The organism is Psychroserpens citreus (genome assembly GCF_055686305.1).
In genome coordinates this window covers 2,270,329-2,293,132 of record NZ_CM145999.1, presented here as the reverse complement: position 1 = coordinate 2,293,132, position 22,804 = coordinate 2,270,329, and the positions used below count along the sequence as shown (strand labels likewise).

Annotated in this window: 11 protein-coding genes; 2 read left to right on the top strand and 9 right to left on the bottom strand. The window is 36.0% G+C overall.

Features of this window, described 5'->3' with window-relative positions; translation table 11 throughout:
* Positions 1-31: 31 nt before the first annotated feature.
* Entirely contained in the window at positions 32-8,308 is an 8,277-nt protein-coding gene (locus tag ACTU6T_RS10245; protein WP_460218111.1) for a DUF7507 domain-containing protein, read from the bottom strand.
* A gap of 392 nt (positions 8,309-8,700) precedes the next feature.
* Here ACTU6T_RS10245 and ACTU6T_RS10240 point away from each other — a divergent pair, with 392 nt between their 5' ends.
* Together ACTU6T_RS10240 and ACTU6T_RS10235 are read left to right on the top strand one after the other, a co-directional pair.
* Positions 8,701-10,290 (top strand): peptide chain release factor 3, encoded by a 1,590-nt coding sequence (locus tag ACTU6T_RS10240; RefSeq protein ID WP_460218110.1) that lies wholly within the window; start codon positions 8,701-8,703, stop codon positions 10,288-10,290.
* A gap of 143 nt (positions 10,291-10,433) precedes the next feature.
* Positions 10,434-10,661, top strand: a complete 228-nt coding sequence (locus tag ACTU6T_RS10235) for a (4Fe-4S)-binding protein (RefSeq protein ID WP_460218109.1) — start codon at positions 10,434-10,436, stop codon at positions 10,659-10,661.
* Between the two features lie 627 nt (positions 10,662-11,288).
* On the opposite strand, the gene ACTU6T_RS10230 is transcribed toward ACTU6T_RS10235, so the two are convergent.
* From ACTU6T_RS10230 to nusG, 8 genes are all read right to left on the bottom strand, one after another.
* Entirely contained in the window at positions 11,289-11,603 is a 315-nt protein-coding gene (locus tag ACTU6T_RS10230; RefSeq protein ID WP_460218108.1) for a DUF3467 domain-containing protein, read from the bottom strand.
* 131 nt (positions 11,604-11,734) lie between these two features.
* Positions 11,735-16,036 carry a DNA-directed RNA polymerase subunit beta' gene (gene rpoC / locus ACTU6T_RS10225; RefSeq protein WP_460218107.1) on the bottom strand — a complete coding sequence of 1,434 codons (4,302 nt, stop codon included), beginning with the start codon at positions 16,034-16,036 and terminating at the stop codon, positions 11,735-11,737.
* Positions 16,037-16,109: 73 nt separating this feature from the next.
* A complete protein-coding gene (rpoB, locus tag ACTU6T_RS10220; protein ID WP_460218106.1) occupies positions 16,110-19,922 on the bottom strand; it encodes a DNA-directed RNA polymerase subunit beta in 3,813 nt (1,270 codons plus the stop codon).
* A 124-nt stretch (positions 19,923-20,046) separates the two neighbouring features.
* Positions 20,047-20,424 carry a 50S ribosomal protein L7/L12 gene (gene rplL, locus ACTU6T_RS10215; RefSeq protein ID WP_460218105.1) on the bottom strand — a complete coding sequence of 126 codons (378 nt, stop codon included), beginning with the start codon at positions 20,422-20,424 and terminating at the stop codon, positions 20,047-20,049.
* Positions 20,425-20,483: 59 nt separating this feature from the next.
* The gene (rplJ, locus tag ACTU6T_RS10210; RefSeq protein ID WP_460218104.1) at positions 20,484-21,005 is read right to left on the bottom strand and encodes a 50S ribosomal protein L10; all 522 of its coding nucleotides are present in this window, start codon (positions 21,003-21,005) and stop codon (positions 20,484-20,486) included.
* A gap of 20 nt (positions 21,006-21,025) precedes the next feature.
* On the bottom strand, positions 21,026-21,706 hold the full coding sequence (gene rplA, locus ACTU6T_RS10205; RefSeq protein ID WP_460218103.1) for a 50S ribosomal protein L1: 681 nt from the start codon (positions 21,704-21,706) through the stop codon (positions 21,026-21,028).
* 18 nt (positions 21,707-21,724) lie between these two features.
* Positions 21,725-22,165 carry a 50S ribosomal protein L11 gene (rplK, locus tag ACTU6T_RS10200; protein ID WP_040251409.1) on the bottom strand — a complete coding sequence of 147 codons (441 nt, stop codon included), beginning with the start codon at positions 22,163-22,165 and terminating at the stop codon, positions 21,725-21,727.
* Positions 22,166-22,239: 74 nt separating this feature from the next.
* Positions 22,240-22,797: a transcription termination/antitermination protein NusG gene (nusG, locus tag ACTU6T_RS10195; protein WP_460218102.1), complete on the bottom strand. Its 558-nt coding sequence runs from the start codon at positions 22,795-22,797 to the stop codon at positions 22,240-22,242.
* Positions 22,798-22,804: the final 7 nt, after the last annotated feature.

Genomic DNA, 22,804 nt, shown 5'->3' with positions numbered 1-22,804 from the left:
TTAATATCGTTTTTAATCTTGCCTTTATTAATTATCTGTTTATGTATAACCATCCTACTCTTGGTTCAGAACCATTGCCTAAATCGATGACGTAGTAATACGTTCCTACTGGTAGCTCATCTCCTTCACTAAGGACAGCTCGACCATTAGAAATACCATTCCAATCGTTTCTATAGCCTTTAGTTTCATAAACAATATTTCCCCATCTGTTATAAATCTCTAACCTATTGTTAGGGAAGGTTTCTATACAATCGATAACAAAGAATTCGTTAACGCCATCACCATTTGGAGAGAACTCATTATAAATTGTTAAACATATTGGATCTACTCCAACAGAATCCGTATTGTTATTTTCATTTTGATCTGTTCCGCCATCAAATTCAGTTATGGTAGCCGTATTCAAGTAATCTCCAAATCCGAGTACTTCAACAGTAATAGATAGGACTTCAACCTGACCTGGATTTAATTGACCTACTGTCCATTCGCCATCAAATTCAGAATAAGTTCCTGCAGTAGCTATTGCCGAAACGAAGGTATATCCACTAGGAATAACATCTTCAACTACAACTCCTGTAGCCGTTACAAATCCTTCATTAGCCACTGTAATTGTAAAGGTTACTTGATCTCCAATTAATGGCTCCATTACATCTACTTCTTTTGTTACTGACAATTCAAAATCGGAATCTGTAATAGTCACCGTTGGATCATCATCAGTATTCCCGTCTGTATCGTCACCATCATCACTGGTATCAGTCGTTGTAGAACCATCTGGTCCCGTAGCACTGGCTTCAACACTATTACTAACTCCTCCAGCATCAACATCATCTTGTGTTATTGTATATGATGCTGTATAAGTAGCAGTTTCTCCTACTAATAAAATACCTTCTACACTTCCTAGATCTGCACTTACAAAAGTTGGACCAGAATCTAATGTTAATGGAATTCCGTTAGCATCAACAAAGGTGTCAACAATAGTAACGTTATCTAAAGTTACATTACCTGCATTTGTTACGGTAATTGTATAGGTTATGATATCACCAACACCAATTACACCATCACCATTATCTAATATATCTGCCACTTTCACGGCATCTAATGATGGTACTTGAGGTAATAAAGTAATCGTTGGATCATCATCACTCGTTGTATCTGTTGGATCATCACTATCATCAGTTACTGTGTTTCCTCCTGGATCAGAACCTGAAGCCGTAGCCTGATTCGTAATTGATCCAGCATCAAGATCCTCTTGTGTGATGGTATATGTTGCTGTATATATTATTGTATCTGTTCCTACAGCTAAATCTTCTAAATCTGCATCTCCATCTAAATCTGCACCTCCACTTACATAAACTGGTGCCGGTAAAGTTCCTGTTCCTGTAAAGTTTGCTGCGTTTTCTGTCACTGAAACATCAAAGATGGTAACATCGCCTGTATTAGACACAGTATATGTGTATGTTATGATATCACCTACATTTAATATTCCGTCTGTTCCTAAATCAACACTACTTGTCTTCGTAACACCTATTTCTGGATTTTGAGGAATAATAATATCTGTTGGATCGTCATCACTTGTTGTATCGGTAGGATCATCACTATCATCAGTAATCGTATTCCCTCCTGGATCAGAACCATCTGCTACAGCTTGATTTGTTACAATACCTGCATCAATATCGTCTTGAGTAATTGCATACGTTGCAGTATAAATAATTGTATCTGTTCCTACTGCTAAATCTTCAAGGTCTGCTTCTAAATCGATATCTGCGCCTCCACTTACATATACTGGTACTGGTAAAGTTCCTGTTCCTGTAAAGTTTGCTGCATTTTCTGTAACCGTAACATCAAAAATTGTAACATCACCTGTATTGGTAACTGTATATGTATAGGTAATCACATCACCTACACTCACAACACCATCTGTTCCTAAATCTAAACTTCCCGTTTTAGTAATGCTTAATTCTGGGTTTTGAGGAATAGTAATATCTGTAGGGTCGTCATCACTTGTTGTATCTGTTGGATCATCACTATCATCAGTAACCGTATTTCCTCCTGGATCAGATCCTTCAGCTACCGCTTGATTCGTTACAACACCTGCATCAATATCCTCTTGTGTAATAGCATAGGTTGCTGTATATATTATTGTATCTGTTCCTACAGCTAAATCTTCTAAGTCGGCTTCTAAATCAATATCTGCTCCACCACTCACATAGACTGGTACAGGTAATGTCCCAGTTCCTGTAAAGTTGGCCGCATTTTCAGTCACTGTAACATCAAAGATCGTCACATCTCCAGTGTTAGTTACCGTATATGTATAGGTAATCACATCGCCTACACTCACAACACCATCAGCTCCTAAATCTAAACTTCCTGTTTTAATTACACTTAATTCAGCATTGTTAGGAATAATAGTATCTGTTGGGTCATCATCACTAGTTGTATCGGTAGGATCATCACTATCATCGGTTACTGTATTACCTCCTGGATCTGAGCCTTCAGCTACTGCTTGATTCGTTACAACACCTACATTAATATCATCTTGCGTGATAGCATAAGTTGCTGTATATACAATAGCATCTGTTGTACCTGGAGCTAAATCTTGTAAATCGGCTTCTAAGTCAATATCTGCTCCACCACTTACATAAACTGGTATTGGTAAAGTTCCTGTTCCTGTAAAGTTTGCAGCATTTTCAGTTACTATTACATCAAAAATGGTGGCATCTCCAGTGTTTGTTACTGTATATGTATAGGTAATCACATCGCCTACACTCACAACACCATCAGCACCTAAATCTAAGCTACTTGTTTTAATAATACTTAGCTCTGGGTTTATTATTAATATTGTATCAGTTGGATCATCATCACTAGTTGTGTCTGCTGGATCATCACTATCATCGGTAACAGTATTTCCTCCTGGATCTGAGCCATTTGCTACGGCTTGATTGGTAACTACACCTGCATTAATATCATCTTGCGTAATGGCATAAGTAGCAGTATATACTATAGAACCTGCACTAACAGCTAAATCTTCGAGGTCAGCTTCCAAATCAAGATCAGCTCCACCACTCACATATACGGGAACTGGTAAGGTTCCTGTTCCTGTAAAGTCGGTTGCATCTTCAGTAACACTGACATCAAAAACGGTAACATTTCCGGTGTTAGTTACGGTGTATGTATACGTAATAATATCTCCAACACTTATTCCGCCATCAGCTCCTAAATCTAAACTACTAGTTTTAATAATGCTAACTCCTGAGTTTTGTGGAATTATTGTATCTGTTGGATCATCTTCATCAGTAGTTGGATCTGTAGGATCATCACTGTCATCAGTAATTGTATTTCCTGCTGGGTCATCAGCATTAGCAATGGCTTGGTTAGTTACAATTCCTGCATCAATATCTTCTTGAGTAATCGCATAGGTTGCAGTGTAGATAATTGTATCAGTACCAACTGCTAAATCTTGAAGATCTGCATCACCATCAAGGTCAGCCCCACCACTCACATAAATCGGAACTGGTAATGTACCTGTTCCTGTAAAATCGGCAGCATCTTCGGTAACACTTACATCAAACAATGTAACATCTCCTGTATTTGTTATAGTGTATGTATATGTTATGATATCTCCAACGCTTGCAACACCATCGGTGCCTAAATCTAAACTACTTGTTTTAGTTATATTAATTCCAGAACATAAACTTACCGTTGGATCTGTTGAACTTATATCATTTTGCTGAAGCGTATTATTCGACGTGTCTTGAGGCACACCATTAGCATCAACATTATCGCCTAAACTATCATCTGCATCTAAATCAGCTAATGTATATCCACCATCACCTTCAAGAGCATCAGGACAACCATCATCATCACTATCTGTATCTAAATAATCTGGAATACCATCATCATCAGTATCCGGATCTGTTGTTTGTGGATCAACGTAATTAGTAGCACAGTCAAAAAGAAGACTGTGATAACGAACTACATCTACCAAAGGATTAGTTGCCAATACACCTAATCTAAATGTATAACTTGAAAAATTATTGTAATTAGCTGTTATATTTAAAAACGGATTAGCATTAGAAGACCCAGGGAAATTTACATCTCCCGACGTAGCAACTAAGAAGTTTGGTTCTGATGAGATAGTTAACGTTGTAGGGTTATCTACTACATAATTTATTGGGTATGGTATTCTATTACGCTCTCTAGAATCTGAATTACCATCCATATCATTATATCCAACAAATACTTCTGGAAAATTCACTGGTGTTGTCGTTCCAGATTGAACTAACTGAATATTATACTCAACCCAACCCTCTTGACCAGGATTTAAATAATTGATTCTTGTGCCAGGTTTAAAATATTCTGGAGTAGATGAGTTATCGTCTAAAATATCCACAGAAGCGTTATTAAATTCAACTAAAGTAACTAGTGCATCTGTTCCAGCTGTTACATTAGCAAATCTAAAGACCTCTCCCTCTAAAAGTGTGGACACATTTCCGTCTCCAGATTCTTCAGTAGCTATAGCACTAAAGTCAAATACTGCCTGACTACCGCATAAAGGTGGCGTACTCGTTGTAATCCCTCTTTCATCCGTATCTAACAATCCATCATTATCATCGTCTAAATCACATCCATCTGGAACTAAATCACCATCTGCATCTGCATTATCATCAAAGCCTTCACATATATCTGCAGAATTGATTACTCCATCGCCATCACAATCATTTGTTGGGAAGAAGTCACATGCACCTATAACAATAATTACTTCGGCTGTGTCACAAATTGTTGGATTTACTTCTAAACAAATTGTATACTCTACTGTATATGTTCCTGGTGCAGAATTAGCTGGGATACTAATTGTTCCATCTGTATTTATAGTAACTCCAGTTAAACCGCCATCATTACTAATACTAATATTATCTGAAATATTACCATTAGTAGCTGGTGAGCCATCTGCTAAATCTATACCATTTCCATTATCATCAAAAACACTAGTCGTCGTTCCTCCTGTTACTGGGTTGAACGTTATTGTACTAAAATCATCATTTTCGGCAGTAATAGTAAATGGATCAGTTGCTGTTCCACCATTGTTTCCATCTGTACCATCATCAATATTATTGGTCGCATCTGGATCTGTCTCATCGCCATTTGCCGATGCTGTATTACTAAATGATCCTGCAGAATCTATCGTTGCTGTTACGGTAATTGTAACATCATTTGCTGCGCCTGAGGCTATACTGCCTATTGTACATGGGAAGGTCGTACACCCTCCTCCACTTACACTGGTTATAGTTAAGTTACTTGGTGTATCGGTAACTACAACATTGTTTGCCGTATCTGGTCCTGCATTAGATACTACTAATGTGTAAGTTACTGTATCGCCTGTCTCATATGGACTACTGTCAATTAATGTCTTCGTGATTGATACATCAGCAACACCTGTTGCTGTTCCGCCATTGTTTCCATCTGTACCATCATCAATATTATTGGTCGCATCTGGATCTGTCTCATCGCCATTTGCCGATGCTGTATTACTAAATGATCCTGCAGAATCTATCGTTGCTGTTACGGTAATTGTAACATCATTTGCTGCGCCTGAAGCTATACTGCCTATTGTACATGGGAAGGTCGTACATCCTCCTCCACTTACACTGGTTATAGTTAAGTTACTTGGTGTATCGGTAACTACAACATTGTTTGCCGTATCTGGTCCTGCATTAGATACTACTAATGTGTAAGTTACTGTATCGCCTGTCTCATATGGACTACTGTCAATTAATGTCTTCGTGATTGATACATCAGCAACACCTGTTGCTGTTCCGCCATTGTTTCCATCTGTACCATCATCAATATTATTGGTCGCATCTGGATCTGTCTCATCGCCATTTGCCGATGCTGTATTACTAAATGATCCTGCAGAATCTATCGTTGCTGTTACGGTAATTGTAACATCATTTGCTGCGCCTGAAGCTATACTGCCTATTGTACATGGGAAGGTCGTACATCCTCCTCCACTTACACTAGTTATAGTTAAGTTACTTGGTGTATCGGTAACTACAACATTGTTTGCCGTATCTGGTCCTGCATTAGATACTACTAATGTGTAAGTTACTGTATCGCCTGTCTCATATGGACTACTGTCAATTAATGTCTTCGTGATTGATACATCAGCAACACCTGTTGCTGTTCCGCCATTGTTTCCATCTGTACCATCATCAATATTATTGGTCGCATCTGGATCTGTCTCATCGCCATTTGCCGATGCTGTATTACTAAATGATCCTGCAGAATCTATCGTTGCTGTTACGGTAATTGTAACATCATTTGCTGCGCCTGAAGCTATACTGCCTATTGTACATGGGAAGGTCGTACATCCTCCTCCACTTACACTAGTTATAGTTAAGTTACTTGGTGTATCGGTAACTACAACATTGTTTGCCGTATCTGGTCCTGCATTAGATACTACTAATGTGTAAGTTACTGTATCGCCTGTCTCATATGGACTACTGTCAATTAATGTCTTCGTGATTGATACATCAGCAACACCTGTTGCTGTTCCGCCATTGTTTCCATCTGTACCATCATCAATATTATTGGTCGCATCTGGATCTGTCTCATCGCCATTTGCCGATGCTGTATTACTAAATGATCCTGCAGAATCTATCGTTGCTGTTACGGTAATTGTAACATCATTTGCTGCGCCTGAAGCTATACTGCCTATTGTACATGGGAAGGTCGTACATCCTCCTCCACTTACACTAGTTATAGTTAAGTTACTTGGTGTATCGGTAACTACAACATTGTTTGCCGTATCTGGTCCTGCATTAGATACTACTAATGTGTAAGTTACTGTATCGCCTGTCTCATATGGACTACTGTCAATTAATGTCTTCGTGATTGACACATCGGCTGTAGCAGGTCCTACTACTATGGTTGCTTCAGCAGTATCACAAATAGTTGGAGCCACATCAAGACATATCGTATATTCAACAGTATACGTTGTTGCAACTGTACCTGCAGGAACATTGATAGTACCATCAGTATTTATAGTTACTCCTGTTAAACCACCATCATTACTAATACTAATATTATCAGAAACATTCCCATCAGTAGCAGCTACAAAATCTGCATCATCAGTTCCATTTCCATTATCATCAAACACACTAGCAGTTGTGCCACCAGTTACTCCATTAATTGGGCTACCACTAAAGTCATCATCTTCAGCAATAATTCTGTTACAAGCTGAAGCATCTCCAGCATCTAAAACTGCCGAAGTAGTTGCTTGAGCTAAAGACGTTCCTCCAAGATCAGTTGGAACTCCTTGTCCATTAACTTGTCCTTCATCGATATCTGCTAAATTATCGCTAGTAGTTAAGTCGGTTGGTATAAATCCGCCTGCAGCTTCAACTGCATCTGGACAACCATCATTATCACTATCGGTATCAAAATGATTTGGAATTCCGTCTCCATCAAAATCATAAACATCAGGAATACCATCATTGTTAGCATCTGTATAATCAGTAGTACTTCCATCTCCCGCAAGATTGTCATCAAACACATCCTTCCAATTAGGGATGTTATCACCATCTTCATCACCATCAGGATCATTACCTCCAGCTTCATTGACATCCAAAATACCATCATTATCATCATCTAAATCTACATCATCAAAAATGCCATCATCATCTTCATCTGGTTGCTCAATAGCATCTAACGTCACAGAAATTTGTACTGATTCCCACATTGTCGCATCAAAAGGAACACCTGGAGCATTATTTCCAGGCTGAAATGTAAAATCTTCAGAGGCTGACGTCGCATAGAATCTGAACTTAGTTTCTTCCCAAGAATCCTGACTTACGCTAGGTTTAAATTGGCTAGGATTTGTACCAACCTGATATCTAAACGCATCTAAATATAATTGAGAATACCCACTAGACAGCCATGATCCAGAATATACCGTAACTTCGTATAATCGCCCAGGAATTAAACCAGTCATCGTTGTTCTTACTGTTTCTTCAAAACCAGCTGGCCCTAAATCTCTTAGCGATATCCAAGACGTATGACCATTTGGAGGTAAAGGAATAGGTTGATTATCCCAATTTGCAACATTTGCTGCATTTGAACTGTCAGACACATCGGGAGTTCCTCCTGCATCTACCCATCCTGTTGGAGCACAATTGAAACAATTTTGACTACCAACTGGGTCTGTTGTATTACCTGTTTGCGCAATTGACTGTCCAAGTATTGATTGGGACAACAAGAATACACTTAAAAAAGTAAAGGATTTTAAAAACGAGAATCGCGTAAAGATTTTCATATATATCTGTGTAAATTATTTATCATCAATTAAAATTTCTGATAGATTTTAACACCTATATAAAACCTTATGCCTTAAAACAAAAAAATGCCTCTCACATACATATTCGCATGTAAAAAAGGCAACATCTTATTTTTTGTAGGTTCAAAATAGTGCTATTAATCTATTTATTTATGGAAAAACCATATAGAGGGACATTTATATATCAAAAGTACTCATTCTATTTTATGAGTAATTTTTTTTCGCTAATGTATTAAAATACTCGTTGAAATGCGAAATTTCATACTTTTTAATGGTTAAAATATCTAATACAAGATACAAAATAATTAAGATGTTGAGTTTAATCATAAATAGTTTTATAACATTTATATTTGCAACCACTAAAAACAAACATGAGTTTTACTAAAGAAATTAATAGACGACGTACTTTCGGAATTATCTCGCATCCAGATGCAGGTAAAACGACTTTAACTGAAAAGTTATTACTATTTGGAGGTGCAATTCAAGAAGCGGGAGCAGTAAAAAGTAATAAGATAAAGAAAGGAGCAACGAGCGACTTTATGGAGATAGAGCGTCAACGTGGAATCTCTGTAGCTACCTCTGTTCTTGCGTTTGAATACAACGGTATTAAAATTAATATCCTCGATACGCCTGGGCATAAGGATTTTGCAGAGGACACTTTTAGAACACTAACAGCTGTAGATAGTGTTATTGTTGTAATTGACGTTGCAAAAGGTGTAGAAGAGCAGACCGAAAAACTAGTTGAAGTCTGTCGCATGCGTAACATCCCAATGATTGTATTCATTAATAAAATGGATCGCGAGGGTAAAGATGCCTTTGATCTTTTGGATGAAATTGAACAAAAGTTAGGTCTTACAGTATGTCCGCTGAGTTATCCAATTGGTATGGGATATGATTTTAAAGGCATTTACAATTTATGGGAAAAGAATATTAACCTCTTTAGTGGTGATAGCAGAAAAGACATAGAAGAAACCATTGAAATAAATGACTTAAGCTCTACAGAACTAGATAAGCTTGTTGGAGATAAGGCCGCCAATACGCTAAGAGAAGAAATTGAGTTGGTCGAAGGGATATATCCTATATTTGATAAAGATGATTACCTAAACGGCACACTACAACCTGTTTTCTTTGGATCTGCTTTAAACAACTTTGGTGTTAGAGAATTATTGGATTGCTTTGTCGATATTGCACCAAAGCCTAGACCAAAACAAAGTGAGGAACGACTTGTTAAACCTGAAGAAAATAAGTTTAGCGGTTTTGTTTTTAAAATTCATGCAAATATGGATCCTAATCACAGAAATCGATTGGCCTTTGTAAAAATTGTTTCAGGTGAATTTAAGAGAAATACTCCTTATTTACATGTCAGACATAATAAAAAACTAAAATTTTCTAGTCCGAATGCCTTTTTTGCAGAAAAAAAAGAAATTGTAGATATCTCTTACCCTGGAGATATTGTAGGCTTACAAGACACAGGAAATTTCAAAATTGGAGATACATTAACTGAAGGCGAAATATTAAATTACAAAGGTGTTCCGAGTTTTTCTCCAGAACATTTTAGGTACATTAACAATGCAGATCCTTTAAAGTCTAAGCAATTATACAAAGGTATTGATCAACTTATGGATGAAGGTGTCGCACAATTGTTTACTTTAGAACTTAATGGACGAAAAGTGATTGGAACAGTGGGTGCGCTACAATATGAGGTCATTCAATACAGATTAGAGCATGAATATGGTGCAAAATGTACGTATGAAAACTTAAATGTACATAAAGCCTGCTGGATTGAGGCAGAAGACACGAAAAATGAAGAATATAAAGATTTTATAAGAGTAAAACAGCGTTTTTTAGCCAAGGATAAGCGCGGACAGCTAGTGTTTTTGGCAGATTCGGCGTTTTCTCTTCAAATGACACAACAGAAATATCCAAGTATTACCTTTCATTTTACTTCTGAATTTGAATAAAAAAAGAGTGCCGTTCATCTAATATTTCAGAATAAATTTGTTTTTTATCGATGATTTCATACATTTAAACGTTGATTAAATTACGATAACGCTTTAGTTATCTAAATTTAAGTATAGATTCAAACCCCAAAATTGATCTACTCATGAAAACAAATCCTAACGTTTTCAGTAATAATGATATTACTGTAACTTACAATCCGTGTACGTGCATTAACGCCGAACGTTGTGCACAAGAATTATCCAATGTTTTTAGACAATCTGTTATTCCTTGGATAGATTTAGATGGCGCTTCAACTAAAAAAATCATTAAGCAAGTTAAAAAGTGTCCTTCCGGAGCTTTACAATTTCACATTAACCAAGAAGTTGCTTAACTATTTTTAGTATTGAAATTGCTATACCAATTTTGAAAGAATAAGTATATACAAAGAGTTAAGCTAGAAAAATAGCTTAATATATTATATCCATGAATATCAAAATCTAGTAGTAAAAATCTCTCAGACCTAATAAAAATTTCAATAAAAAGCCTTGATACAATATCAAGGCTTTTTTTTTTAATTTATTTTGTTATTAAATCTATGTTTGACCAGTTAGCTCAAAGTTTAGTGGTATTGGTGGTTGCTCTTCAAAAAATATGTCGAGCAACACAAATACAAAACAATTAAGCTTGGCCAGTAGGCCCAAAGTTTAGTGGTATTGGTGGTTGCTCTTCAAAAAATATGTCGAGCAACACAAATACAAAACAATTAAGCTTGGCCAGTAGGCCCAAAGTTTAGTGGTATTGGTGGTTGCTCTTCAAAAAATATGTCGAGCAACACAAATACAAAACAATTAAGCTTGGCCAGTAGGCCCAAAGTTTAGTGGTATTGGTGGTTGCTCTTCAAAAAATATGTCGAGCAACACAAATACAAAACAATTAAGCTTGGCCAGTAGGCCCAAAGTTTAGTGGTATTGGTGGTTGCTCTTCAAAAAATATGTCGAGCAACACAAATACAAAACAATTAAGCTTGGCCAGTAGGCCCAAAGTTTAGTGGTATTGGTGGTTGCTCGTAATCTTTGATTTCACCATGTGCTTTTTCAAAACGATTTACGTTATCTCCTAAAGCCTTCAATAAACGTTTTGCATGTTGAGGAGTCAATATTATTCTTGACTTAACCTTACTTTTAGGAGTACCTGGCATTATACTTACAAAATCGATTACGAATTCTGAAACCGAATGATTTATAATCGCAAGATTAGAATATGTGCCTTCAGCTATTTTCTCATCCAACTCAATATTGATTCCTGGTTTTTTATTTTTATTATCTTCAGCCATTTTTTTATTTTTTACATTTCCGTTAGAACGAAAAACTCATTAATACGCGATTTATTAAAAAAGCCTTCATACAAATTAATGCGTGAAGGCTTTTATTTTATAGCTTCCTGCCTCCGCAGGAATAAGAACTATTAATTATAGTTCATCTCTTCTTTTGCTTTCATCATTTCATTAAATTCCTCTTTAGAACCTACAATGATGTTATCAAATTTTCTAACACCTGTTCCAGCTGGAATTCTATGACCAACGATTACATTCTCTTTTAATCCTTCAAGATCATCGACCTTACCATTTACAGCAGCTTCATTAAGAACTTTTGTCGTTTCTTGGAATGATGCAGCAGAAATAAATGACTTAGTTTGTAACGATGCTCTAGTAATACCTTGTAAGATAGGAGTAGCTGTTGCTGGTTGTGCATCACGTGCAGTCACCAATGCTTTATCCTCTCTACGTAATATCGAGTTCTCGTCTCTTAATTCTCTTGAAGTTAAGATTTGACCTGCTTTTAAGTTTTCAGAATCTCCAACTTCTTCAACCACTTTCAATCCGAAAATTTTATCATTTTCTTCAATGAAATCAGATTTGTGTACTAATTGGTCTTCTAAGAAGATCGTATCTCCTGAGTCAATGATTTTTACTTTACGCATCATTTGTCTAACAACAACCTCAAAGTGCTTATCATTAATTTTCACACCTTGCAAACGATATACTTCTTGTACTTCGTTTACCAAGTACTGTTGAACTGCAGCAGGGCCTTTAATATTTAGAATATCGTTAGGCGTAATAGAACCATCAGATAAAGGCATACCAGCTTTTACATAATCATTTTCTTGAACAAGAATTTGATTAGATAACTTAACTAAGTATTTCTTAATTTCACCAAGTTTAGACTCAATGATAATCTCACGGTTACCTCTTTTGATTTTTCCAAAAGACACAACACCATCAATCTCACTTACTACAGCAGGATTAGAAGGGTTACGCGCTTCGAATAACTCTGTCACACGAGGTAAACCACCAGTAATATCACCAGCTTTAGCAGATTTACGAGGAATCTTAACTAAGATTTTACCAACCTTAATTTTCTCACCATCGTCAATCATTAAGTGTGCTCCAACTGGTAAGTTATAAGAACGTATTGTTTCACCTTTTGAATCTTCAATATGAAGTGTAGGAATTAATTTTTTATTTCTAGATTCAGAAATCACTTTCTCTTGGAATCCAGTTTGTTCATCAATTTCTACCTGATAAGTGACCCCTTGTTCGATGTTTTCATACTTCACTTTACCAGCAAATTCTGAAATAATTACACCATTATATGGATCCCACTGACAAATCGTATCCCCAGTTTTTACTTTATCACCAGGTTTTACGTATATAAATGATCCGTAAGGAATATTATTAGTACTTAGAGTAATTCCTGTTTTAGCATCAACCAACTTCAATTCAGAAGTACGAGAGATGACAACATCTACTTCATTTCCTTCATTATCCGTACTCTTAACAGTTTTTAAATCTTCAATTTCGGCAACACCATCAAACTTCACAACTAACTTGTTCTCTTCAGAAATGTTACCTGCAATACCTCCTACGTGGAACGTACGAAGTGTTAACTGTGTACCTGGCTCACCAATTGACTGTGCAGCTACAACTCCAACAGCTTCTCCTCTTTGAACCATTTTACCAGTCGCTAAATTACGACCATAACATTTAGAACAAATACCTTTTTTAGCTTCACAAGTTAATGCTGAACGTACTTCAACAGAATCTAAAGCAGACTCTTGGATACGCTTAGCAATGGCATCATCAATATGACCTCCAGCTTCAACTAATAACTCTTCAGTAATAGGATCAAATACATCATTTAATGAAGTACGACCAACAATTCTTGCTTCAAGAGTTTCAATTATTTCTTCGTTTTTCTTTAATGGATTTACTTCAATACCTCTCAATGTTCCACAATCTTCAGTGTAGATAATTACATCTTGAGATACATCTACTAAACGACGTGTTAAGTAACCAGCATCGGCAGTTTTAAGTGCGGTATCGGCAAGACCTTTACGTGCACCGTGAGTAGATATAAAGTACTCTAAAATTGAAAGTCCTTCTTTAAAGTTAGAAAGGATAGGGTTTTCAATAATTTCACCACCACCAGCATTAGACTTCTTCGGTTTTGCCATTAATCCACGCATACCTGTTAACTGACGAATCTGTTCTTTAGATCCACGAGCACCAGAGTCAAGCATCATAAATACCGAGTTAAAACCTTGTTGGTCTTCACGAATACGCTTCATAGACAATTCTGTCAATTCTGCATTTGTAGACGTCCAGATATCAATAACCTGGTTATAACGTTCGTTATTTGTAATTAATCCCATGTTATAGTTACCCATAATACCATCAACTAAACCATTGGCTTTGTCAATCATACCTTGTTTTTCAGCTGGAATAATAATATCTCCTAAACTGAACGATAAACCACCTTGGAATGCGAACTTATATCCTAAAGTCTTGATTTCATCTAAGAAAGCAGCCGTTTCTGGAACGCTAGTCTTTTTAAGGATTCCATGAATAATGTCTCTCAAAGACTTTTTAGTTAATACTTCATTGATATATCCTGCAGCTTCAGGTACTTTTTCGTTGAAAAGTACACGACCTACCGTTGTTTCAATAATTTGAGTTGTTAATTCACCTTCTTCATTAAAATCTTTAGTACGTACTTTAATTCCAGCATTAAGATCAACTTTTTTCTCATTGTAAGCTATTGTGACTTCTTCAGGAGAATAGAACGTCAAGCCCTCACCTTTAACTGTATAGTCTTTATCAGTTTTACGATGCTTGGTCATGTAGTAAAGACCAAGTACCATATCCTGAGAAGGTACAGTTACTGGAGAACCGTTTGCTGGGTTTAAAATATTGTGAGACGCTAACATTAATAGCTGCGCTTCTAAAATCGCTTCTGGGCCTAACGGTAAATGTACCGCCATTTGATCACCATCAAAATCGGCATTAAATGCAGTACACACTAATGGGTGTAACTGAATTGCTTTTCCTTCAATCAATTTTGGTTGGAATGCCTGAATACCAAGTCTGTGTAACGTAGGAGCACGGTTTAGCAATACTGGATGCCCTTTAAGAACATTCTCCAAGATATCCCATACAACAGGCTCTTTTCTATCTATAATTTTCTTTGCAGATTTTACAGTTTTTACGATACCTCTTTCAATTAGTTTTCTAATGATAAAAGGCTTGTATAATTCTGCTGCCATATTTTTTGGCAATCCACATTCAAATAATTTTAATTCTGGTCCAACAACAATCACAGAACGTGCAGAATAATCAACACGCTTACCAAGTAAGTTTTGACGGAAACGCCCTTGCTTACCTTTTAAAGAATCTGATAATGATTTTAATGGTCTATTAGAATCAGTCTTAACTGCAGAAGCTTTACGTGTATTATCAAATAATGAATCTACAGATTCTTGTAACATACGTTTCTCATTACGCAAGATAACTTCAGGAGCTTTGATTTCAACTAAACGCTTTAAACGGTTATTACGGATAATAACACGACGATATAAATCATTTAAATCTGATGTTGCAAAACGTCCACCATCTAAAGGCACCAAAGGTCTTAATTCTGGTGGAATGATTGGAATAGCCTTCATAATCATCCATTCTGGCTTATTCTCACGATTTGCATTCGAATCTCTAAAAGCTTCAACAACTTGTAAACGCTTAAGTGCTTCAGTTTTACGTTGCTTAGAGGTTTCGGTATTAGCTTTATGACGTAATTCAAATGATAATTCGTTTAAATCGATTCTAGATAATAGTTCGATTAAACATTCAGCTCCCATTTTCGCAATAAACTTATTAGGGTCTGTATCATCTAAATGTCTATTCTCTTGAGGAAGCGTTTCCATAATATTCAAATACTCCTCTTCCGTTAAGAAATCCATTTTCTGTAATGGTTCTCCTTCTGCATTCATAGCCTCACCTGGTTGAATTACCACATAACGCTCATAATAGATAATCATATCTAAACGCTTAGATGGTAGCCCAAGTAAATATCCTATTTTGTTGGGTAATGAACGGAAATACCAGATATGAGCAACAGGCACAACTAAATTAATATGTCCTACTCTATCACGACGTACTTTCTTTTCAGTTACTTCTACACCACAACGGTCACAAACAATACCTTTATAACGTATTCTTTTGTATTTACCACAAGCACATTCAAAGTCCTTAACAGGACCAAAAATACGCTCACAGAATAAACCATCACGTTCTGGTTTATGTGTTCGATAATTAATAGTTTCTGGTTTCAAAACCTCACCACGAGATGCTGCTAAAACAGATTCTGGAGATGCTAAACCAATTGAGATTTTATTAAACCTCTGTATCGTATTCTTATCTTGTCTTCTTGCCATAATAACTTTATAGTCTTAAAGTCTTCAATCTATAGCACACAATAAAATGTACTATAGACTGCATACTATTTTTTTATTCTTCTAATCTAATATCTAATCCTAATCCTTTCAATTCGTGCATAAGTACGTTGAAAGACTCAGGTAGTCCTGGTTCTGGCATTGGCTCTCCTTTTACGATTGCTTCGTAAGTTTTAGCTCTACCTATAACATCATCAGATTTTACTGTTAAGATTTCACGTAATGTACTTGATGCTCCATAAGCTTCAAGTGCCCAAACCTCCATTTCACCAAAACGCTGACCACCAAATTGTGCTTTACCACCTAATGGTTGTTGCGTAATTAAGGAATAAGGTCCAATAGAACGTGCGTGCATCTTATCATCAATCATGTGGCCTAGTTTAATCATATAGATCACACCTACTGTTGCTGGTTGATCAAAACGATCACCTGTTCCACCATCATATAAATATGTATGACCAAATCTTGGCACACCTGCTTCGTCTGTAAACGCATTGATTTGATCTAGTGTTGCACCATCAAAAATTGGAGTAGCATAAGTACGCCCTAATTTTTGTCCTGCCCAACCTAGAACTGTTTCATAAATCTGTCCGATATTCATACGTGATGGTACACCTAACGGATTTAATACGATATCAACAGGCGTTCCATCTTCTAAGAATGGCATATCTTCTTGACGAACTATACGAGCAACAATACCTTTGTTACCGTGACGTCCTGCCATTTTATCACCAACTTTAAGCTTACGCTTTTTAGCAACATAAACTTTAGCTAATTTGATAATACCTGCTGGTAATTCATCACCTACAGAAATCGTGAACTTCTCACGACGTAATGACCCTTGAAGATCATTTTCTTTAATTTTATAGTTGTGAATCAAATCTGCAACTAAAGAATTTAAATGATCATCTGTTGTCCATGTTCCTGAAGTTAAGTGCGTATAATCATCTACAGCATTTAACATCTTAAGTGTATACTTCTTTCCTTTAGGAATGATTTCTTCACCGAGGTCATTATAGATACCTTGAGCTGTTTTACCATTAACAAGAGCGAATAATTTTTCAACTAAAACGGCTTGTAAATCATCAAATTTCTTGTAGTAGATATTTTCTAATGCTTCAATATCTTCTTTATCCTTAGCTCTCTTGCGTTTGTCTTTGATAGCTCTTGAGAATAACTTCTTCTCAATTACTACACCGTGTAATGATGGAGATGCCTTTAAAGAAGCATCTTTTACATCACCTGCTTTATCACCAAAGATAGCACGTAATAACTTTTCTTCTGGTGTAGGATCCGATTCCCCTTTAGGTGTAATTTTTCCAATAAGGATATCACCAGGTTTAATCTCTGCACCAATTCTAATCATACCATTTTCATCAAGGTCTTTAGTTGCCTCTTCAGAAACGTTTGGAATATCATTAGTTAATTCTTCATTACCTAATTTGGTATCTCTAACTTCTAATGAATATTCATCAATATGAATAGATGTAAATATATCGTCGCGTACTACTTTTTCTGAAATCACGATAGCATCCTCAAAGTTGTAACCTTTCCATGGCATAAATGCCACTTTCATATTACGACCTAAAGCTAACTCTCCATTTTCAGTAGCATAACCTTGACAAAGCACTTGCCCTTTCTTTACTTTATCACCTTTCTCAACGATTGGTTTTAAGTTGATAGACGTACCTTGGTTGGTTTTTCTAAATTTCACTAATGGATATGTTTTGGTATCACTATCAAAACTTACCATTGCAGCTTCTTCAGAACGCTCGTATTTAATTGTTATTTCATTTGCATCAACGTACTCAACAGTTCCATTTCCTTCAGCATTTATTAATACTCTAGAATCTGAAGCCACTTGACGCTCTAGACCAGTTCCAACGATTGGTGCTTGCGGGCGCAACAATGGTACTGCTTGACGCATCATGTTAGATCCCATTAAGGCACGGTTGGCATCATCATGCTCTAAGAATGGAATCAACGATGCTGATATAGAAGCAATTTGATTAGGTGCAACATCAGTATAATTTACAGTAGAAGGCTCCACTACTGGGAAATCTCCTTCTTGACGTGCAATAATTTTATCTTCAATAATTTTTCCATCGTCATCTACACGAATATTTGCTTGCGCAATTAGCATGTCTTCCTCTTCTTCTGCACTTAAATATGTAGGTGCATTCTTGATGTCAACAACTCCATTATCAGATTTTCTATATGGTGTTTCAATGAATCCCATAGAATTCACCTTAGCATAAACTGATAAAGAAGATATCAATCCAATGTTTGGCCCTTCAGGAGTTTCAATTGGACATAATCTTCCGTAGTGTGTATAATGAACATCACGAACCTCGAATCCTGCTCTTTCTCTAGATAATCCTCCAGGTCCTAAAGCCGATAGACGACGTTTGTGAGTAATCTCTGCTAATGGATTGGTTTGATCCATAAACTGAGACAACTGATTTGTTCCGAAGAACGAATTAATAACAGACGATAAGGTCTTTGCATTAATTAAATCAATAGGTGTAAATACTTCGTTATCACGAACGTTCATTCGCTCACGAATAGTACGAGCCATACGTGCTAAACCAACACCAAATTGAGAAGACAATTGCTCACCTACAGTACGTACACGGCGATTAGATAAGTGGTCAATATCATCAATTTCTGCTTTAGAGTTAATTAATTCTATTAAGTATTTTATAATTGTTATGATATCTTCTTTAGTAAGCACTTGCTTATCCATTCCGATATCCAACTGTAACTTTTTATTCATTCTATAACGACCTACTTCACCTAAAGAGTAACGCTGGTCAGAGAAGAATAATTTGTCAATAATACCACGTGCTGTTTCCTCATCTGGCGGCTCAGCATTACGTAATTGACGGTAAATATGTTCAACAGCTTCTTTTTCAGAATTTGTTGGATCTTTTTGTAGTGTATTATGAATAATTGCGTAATCTCCTTGTTGAGATGTTTCTTTGTGTAATAAAATAGTTTTTACACCAGCCTCAAGGATTTCTTCAATATTTTCTTTGTCTATAACAGTATCACGATCTAAAACAATTTCGTTACGTTCGATAGACACTACTTCTCCAGTATCTTCATCCACGAAATCTTCATGCCATGTATTTAATACACGTGCAGCAAGTTTACGATCGATCACTTTTTTAAGTCCAGATTTTGATACTTTAACCTCTTCAGCAAGATCAAAAATCTCTAAAATATCTTTATCACGTTCAAAACCGATAGCTCTAAATAAAGTTGTTACAGGTAACTTTTTCTTTCTATCAATATAGGCGTACATCACTTGGTTGATATCGGTAGCAAATTCAATCCAAGACCCTTTGAAAGGAATAACTCTCGCAGAATATAATTTAGTACCATTGGCATGGAATGACTGACTAAAGAATACACCAGGAGATCTATGTAATTGCGAGACTACAACACGCTCTGCACCATTGATACAAAACGTTCCACTAGGCGTCATGTAAGGTATTGTTCCTAAATATACATCTTGAACAATCGTCTCAAAGTCTTCATGTTCTGGATCTGTACAGTACAATTTTAAACGTGCTTTTAAAGGCACACTGTATGTTAATCCCCTTTCAATACACTCTTCAATTGAATATCTTGGTGGATCTATAAAATAATCTAAGAATTCTAATACGAATTGATTACGTGTATCTGTAATTGGAAAGTTTTCCATGAAGGTGTTGTATAGCCCTTCATTTCCTCTTTCTTCTGATTTTGTCTCTAACTGGAAAAAATCCTGGAAGGATTTAATTTGAATATCTAAGAAATCTGGATATTCAGTTCTGTTTACTATGGAAGAGAAATTTAATCTTTCAGCTGTATTTGCTAACATCGATGAACGCGTTTTTGATTAAAAAAATTACTAGTTTATTTGTGTATGTTTTTATACACAAAAGGGTTTAGGTCATTCCGAGTGTTTCGGAAGACCTAAACCATAATTTGTAGGTTAGTTAAGCTTACTTAAGCTCAACCTCTGCTCCTGCTTCTTCTAATTGAGATTTTAGAGCTTCTGCTTCGTCTTTAGCAACGCCTTCTTTAATAGCACTTGGTGCATCGTCAACTAAACCTTTTGCTTCTTTTAATCCTAAACCAGTTAATTCTTTAACTAATTTTACAACAGCTAATTTAGAACCACCTGCTGCTTTAAGGATTACGTCGAACTCTGATTTTTCTTCAGCAGCGTCTCCACCACCTGCTCCGCCACCTGCTGCTACTGCTACTGCTGCTGCTGCTGGTTCGATACCATATTCGTCTTTTAATATTGTAGCTAATTCATTAACTTCTTTTACTGTTAAATTAACTAATTGTTCTGCGAAATCTTTTAAATCTGCCATTTTCTATCGTTTTAATAATTTTAATAAAATATAATTTGTTTAAGTGCGTACTTATTTGATTATCCTTCTTTTTCGGATAATGTTTTGATGATACCTGCTATTGTTCCACCACCTGATTTAAGTGCTGAAATAACATTCTTAGCTGGTGATTGTAACAATCCTACGATTTCTCCAATCAACTCCTCTTTAGACTTGATATCTACTAACATGTCTAATTGATCATCGCCAATGTAAATTGCCTCTTCAATAAAAGCACCTTTAAGCAAAGGCTTTTCAGATTTTTTACGGAAGTTCTTAATTACTTTAGCTGGAGCGTTACCAGTTTCAGAATACATTACAGAGGTATTACCTTTTAAAACTGTTGGAAGTTCTCCAAAATCTTTATCGGAAGCTTCCATAGCTTTAGTTAATAATGTATTTTTTACTACATTTAATGTTACGTTAGCTTTAAAACAAGCACGACGTAAATCTGAAGTGTTACCTGCATTTAATCCAGAAATATCTGCTAAATAGATATTTGTATTATCTGCTAACTGAGCAGTTAACTCTTCAATTACTTGTGATTTTTCTTCTCTTGTCATAATATTAAAGATTTAACTACTTATGCGAATTTAACATCAATCGCAATACTAGGGCTCATTGTACTAGATATGAAAATACTTTTCATGTATACACCCTTTGCAGCAGTTGGTTTCAGTTTATTTAAAGTGGTTAACAATTCCATTGCATTGTCCTTGATTTTATCAGCACTAAATGATGCTTTCCCAATTGGAGCGTGTACAATTCCAGTCTTGTCTACTTTAAAATCTATCTTACCAGCTTTAACTTCTGCTACTGCTTTAGCAACATCCATTGTTACTGTTCCTGTCTTTGGATTTGGCATCAAACCTCTTGGACCTAACACTCTACCTAATGGACCTAGTTTTCCCATAATAGCTGGCATAGTGACGATAACGTCAACATCAGTCCAACCACCTTTGATTTTCTCTAGGTATTCATCTAATCCTACGTAATCAGCACCAGCTGCTTTTGCTTCCTCCTCTTTATCAGGAGTGACTAAAGCAAGTACTTTCATGTCTTTACCTGTTCCGTGAGGAAGAGATACCACACCTCTAACCATTTGATTAGCTTTACGAGGATCAACTCCAAGTCTTACAGCTAAATCAATAGAAGCATCAAATTTTGTATACGTAATTTCTTTTAATAATGCTGAAGCTTCTTCAAGAGAATATAATTTATTCTTCTCTACTTTTGCTCTTGCTTCTTTTTGTTTTTTTGTCATTGCCATTTCAAAACGTTTTTAGTTAGGTGCTTCTCCACCTTTAACTGTAATACCCATTGATCTTGCAGTACCAGCAACCATTTTCATTGCAGATCCAATTTCGAATGCATTTAAATCTTGCATCTTATCTTCTGCGATTGCTTTTACTTGATCCCAAGTAACTTTTGCTACTTTCTTTCTGTTCGGTTCTCCAGATCCTTTTTTTACTTTGGCCGCTTCCAATAATTGTACCGCAGCTGGAGGAGTTTTAATAACAAAGTCGAACGACTTATCTTTGTAAACTGAAATTACAACTGGAAGAACTTTACCAGGTTTATCCTGAGTCCTGGCGTTGAATTGCTTACAAAATTCCATGATATTAACTCCAGCAGCTCCTAAAGCGGGTCCAACCGGTGGCGACGGATTCGCAGCACCTCCCCGAACTTGTAATTTAACTACTTTACCTAATTCTTTTGCCATTTTAAAAATTTTAGTTTTGCATGTCTTTCATTGTGGAAGCAAAAAAAACACACTATCTATATATGTAACAATTATTATACTTTTTCAACTTGCATATAGCTTAATTCTAATGGTGTTTTTCTTCCGAAAATCTTAACCATTACTTCTAGCTTACGCTTTTCTTCATTAATCTTTTCTATAGTACCATCAAATCCATTGAATGGTCCATCAATTACTTTTACTGTTTCACCAATAGTATAAGGTATCGCAACATTTGCATCAGCTTCAACAGCTAATTCGTCTACTTTACCTAACATTCTATTAACTTCAGATTGTCTTAATGGTACAGGGTCTCCTCCTTTTGTTTCTCCTAAAAACCCAATTACATTAGTAATGGACTTAATAATGTGAGGAATTTCACCACTCAAGTTTGCCTGAATCATAATATATCCTGGAAAATAAACACGTTCTTTGTTAATTTTCTTTCCATTACGAATCTGGATAACTTTTTCTGTTGGAACTAATACTTGATCTACAAAATCTTCTAATCCTAATCTCGAAATTTCATTCTCGATATAGGCTTTAATTTTGTTTTCCTGACCACTTACAGCTCTAACAACGTACCATTTTTTATTTACATTAGTCTCAGACATTCTATTC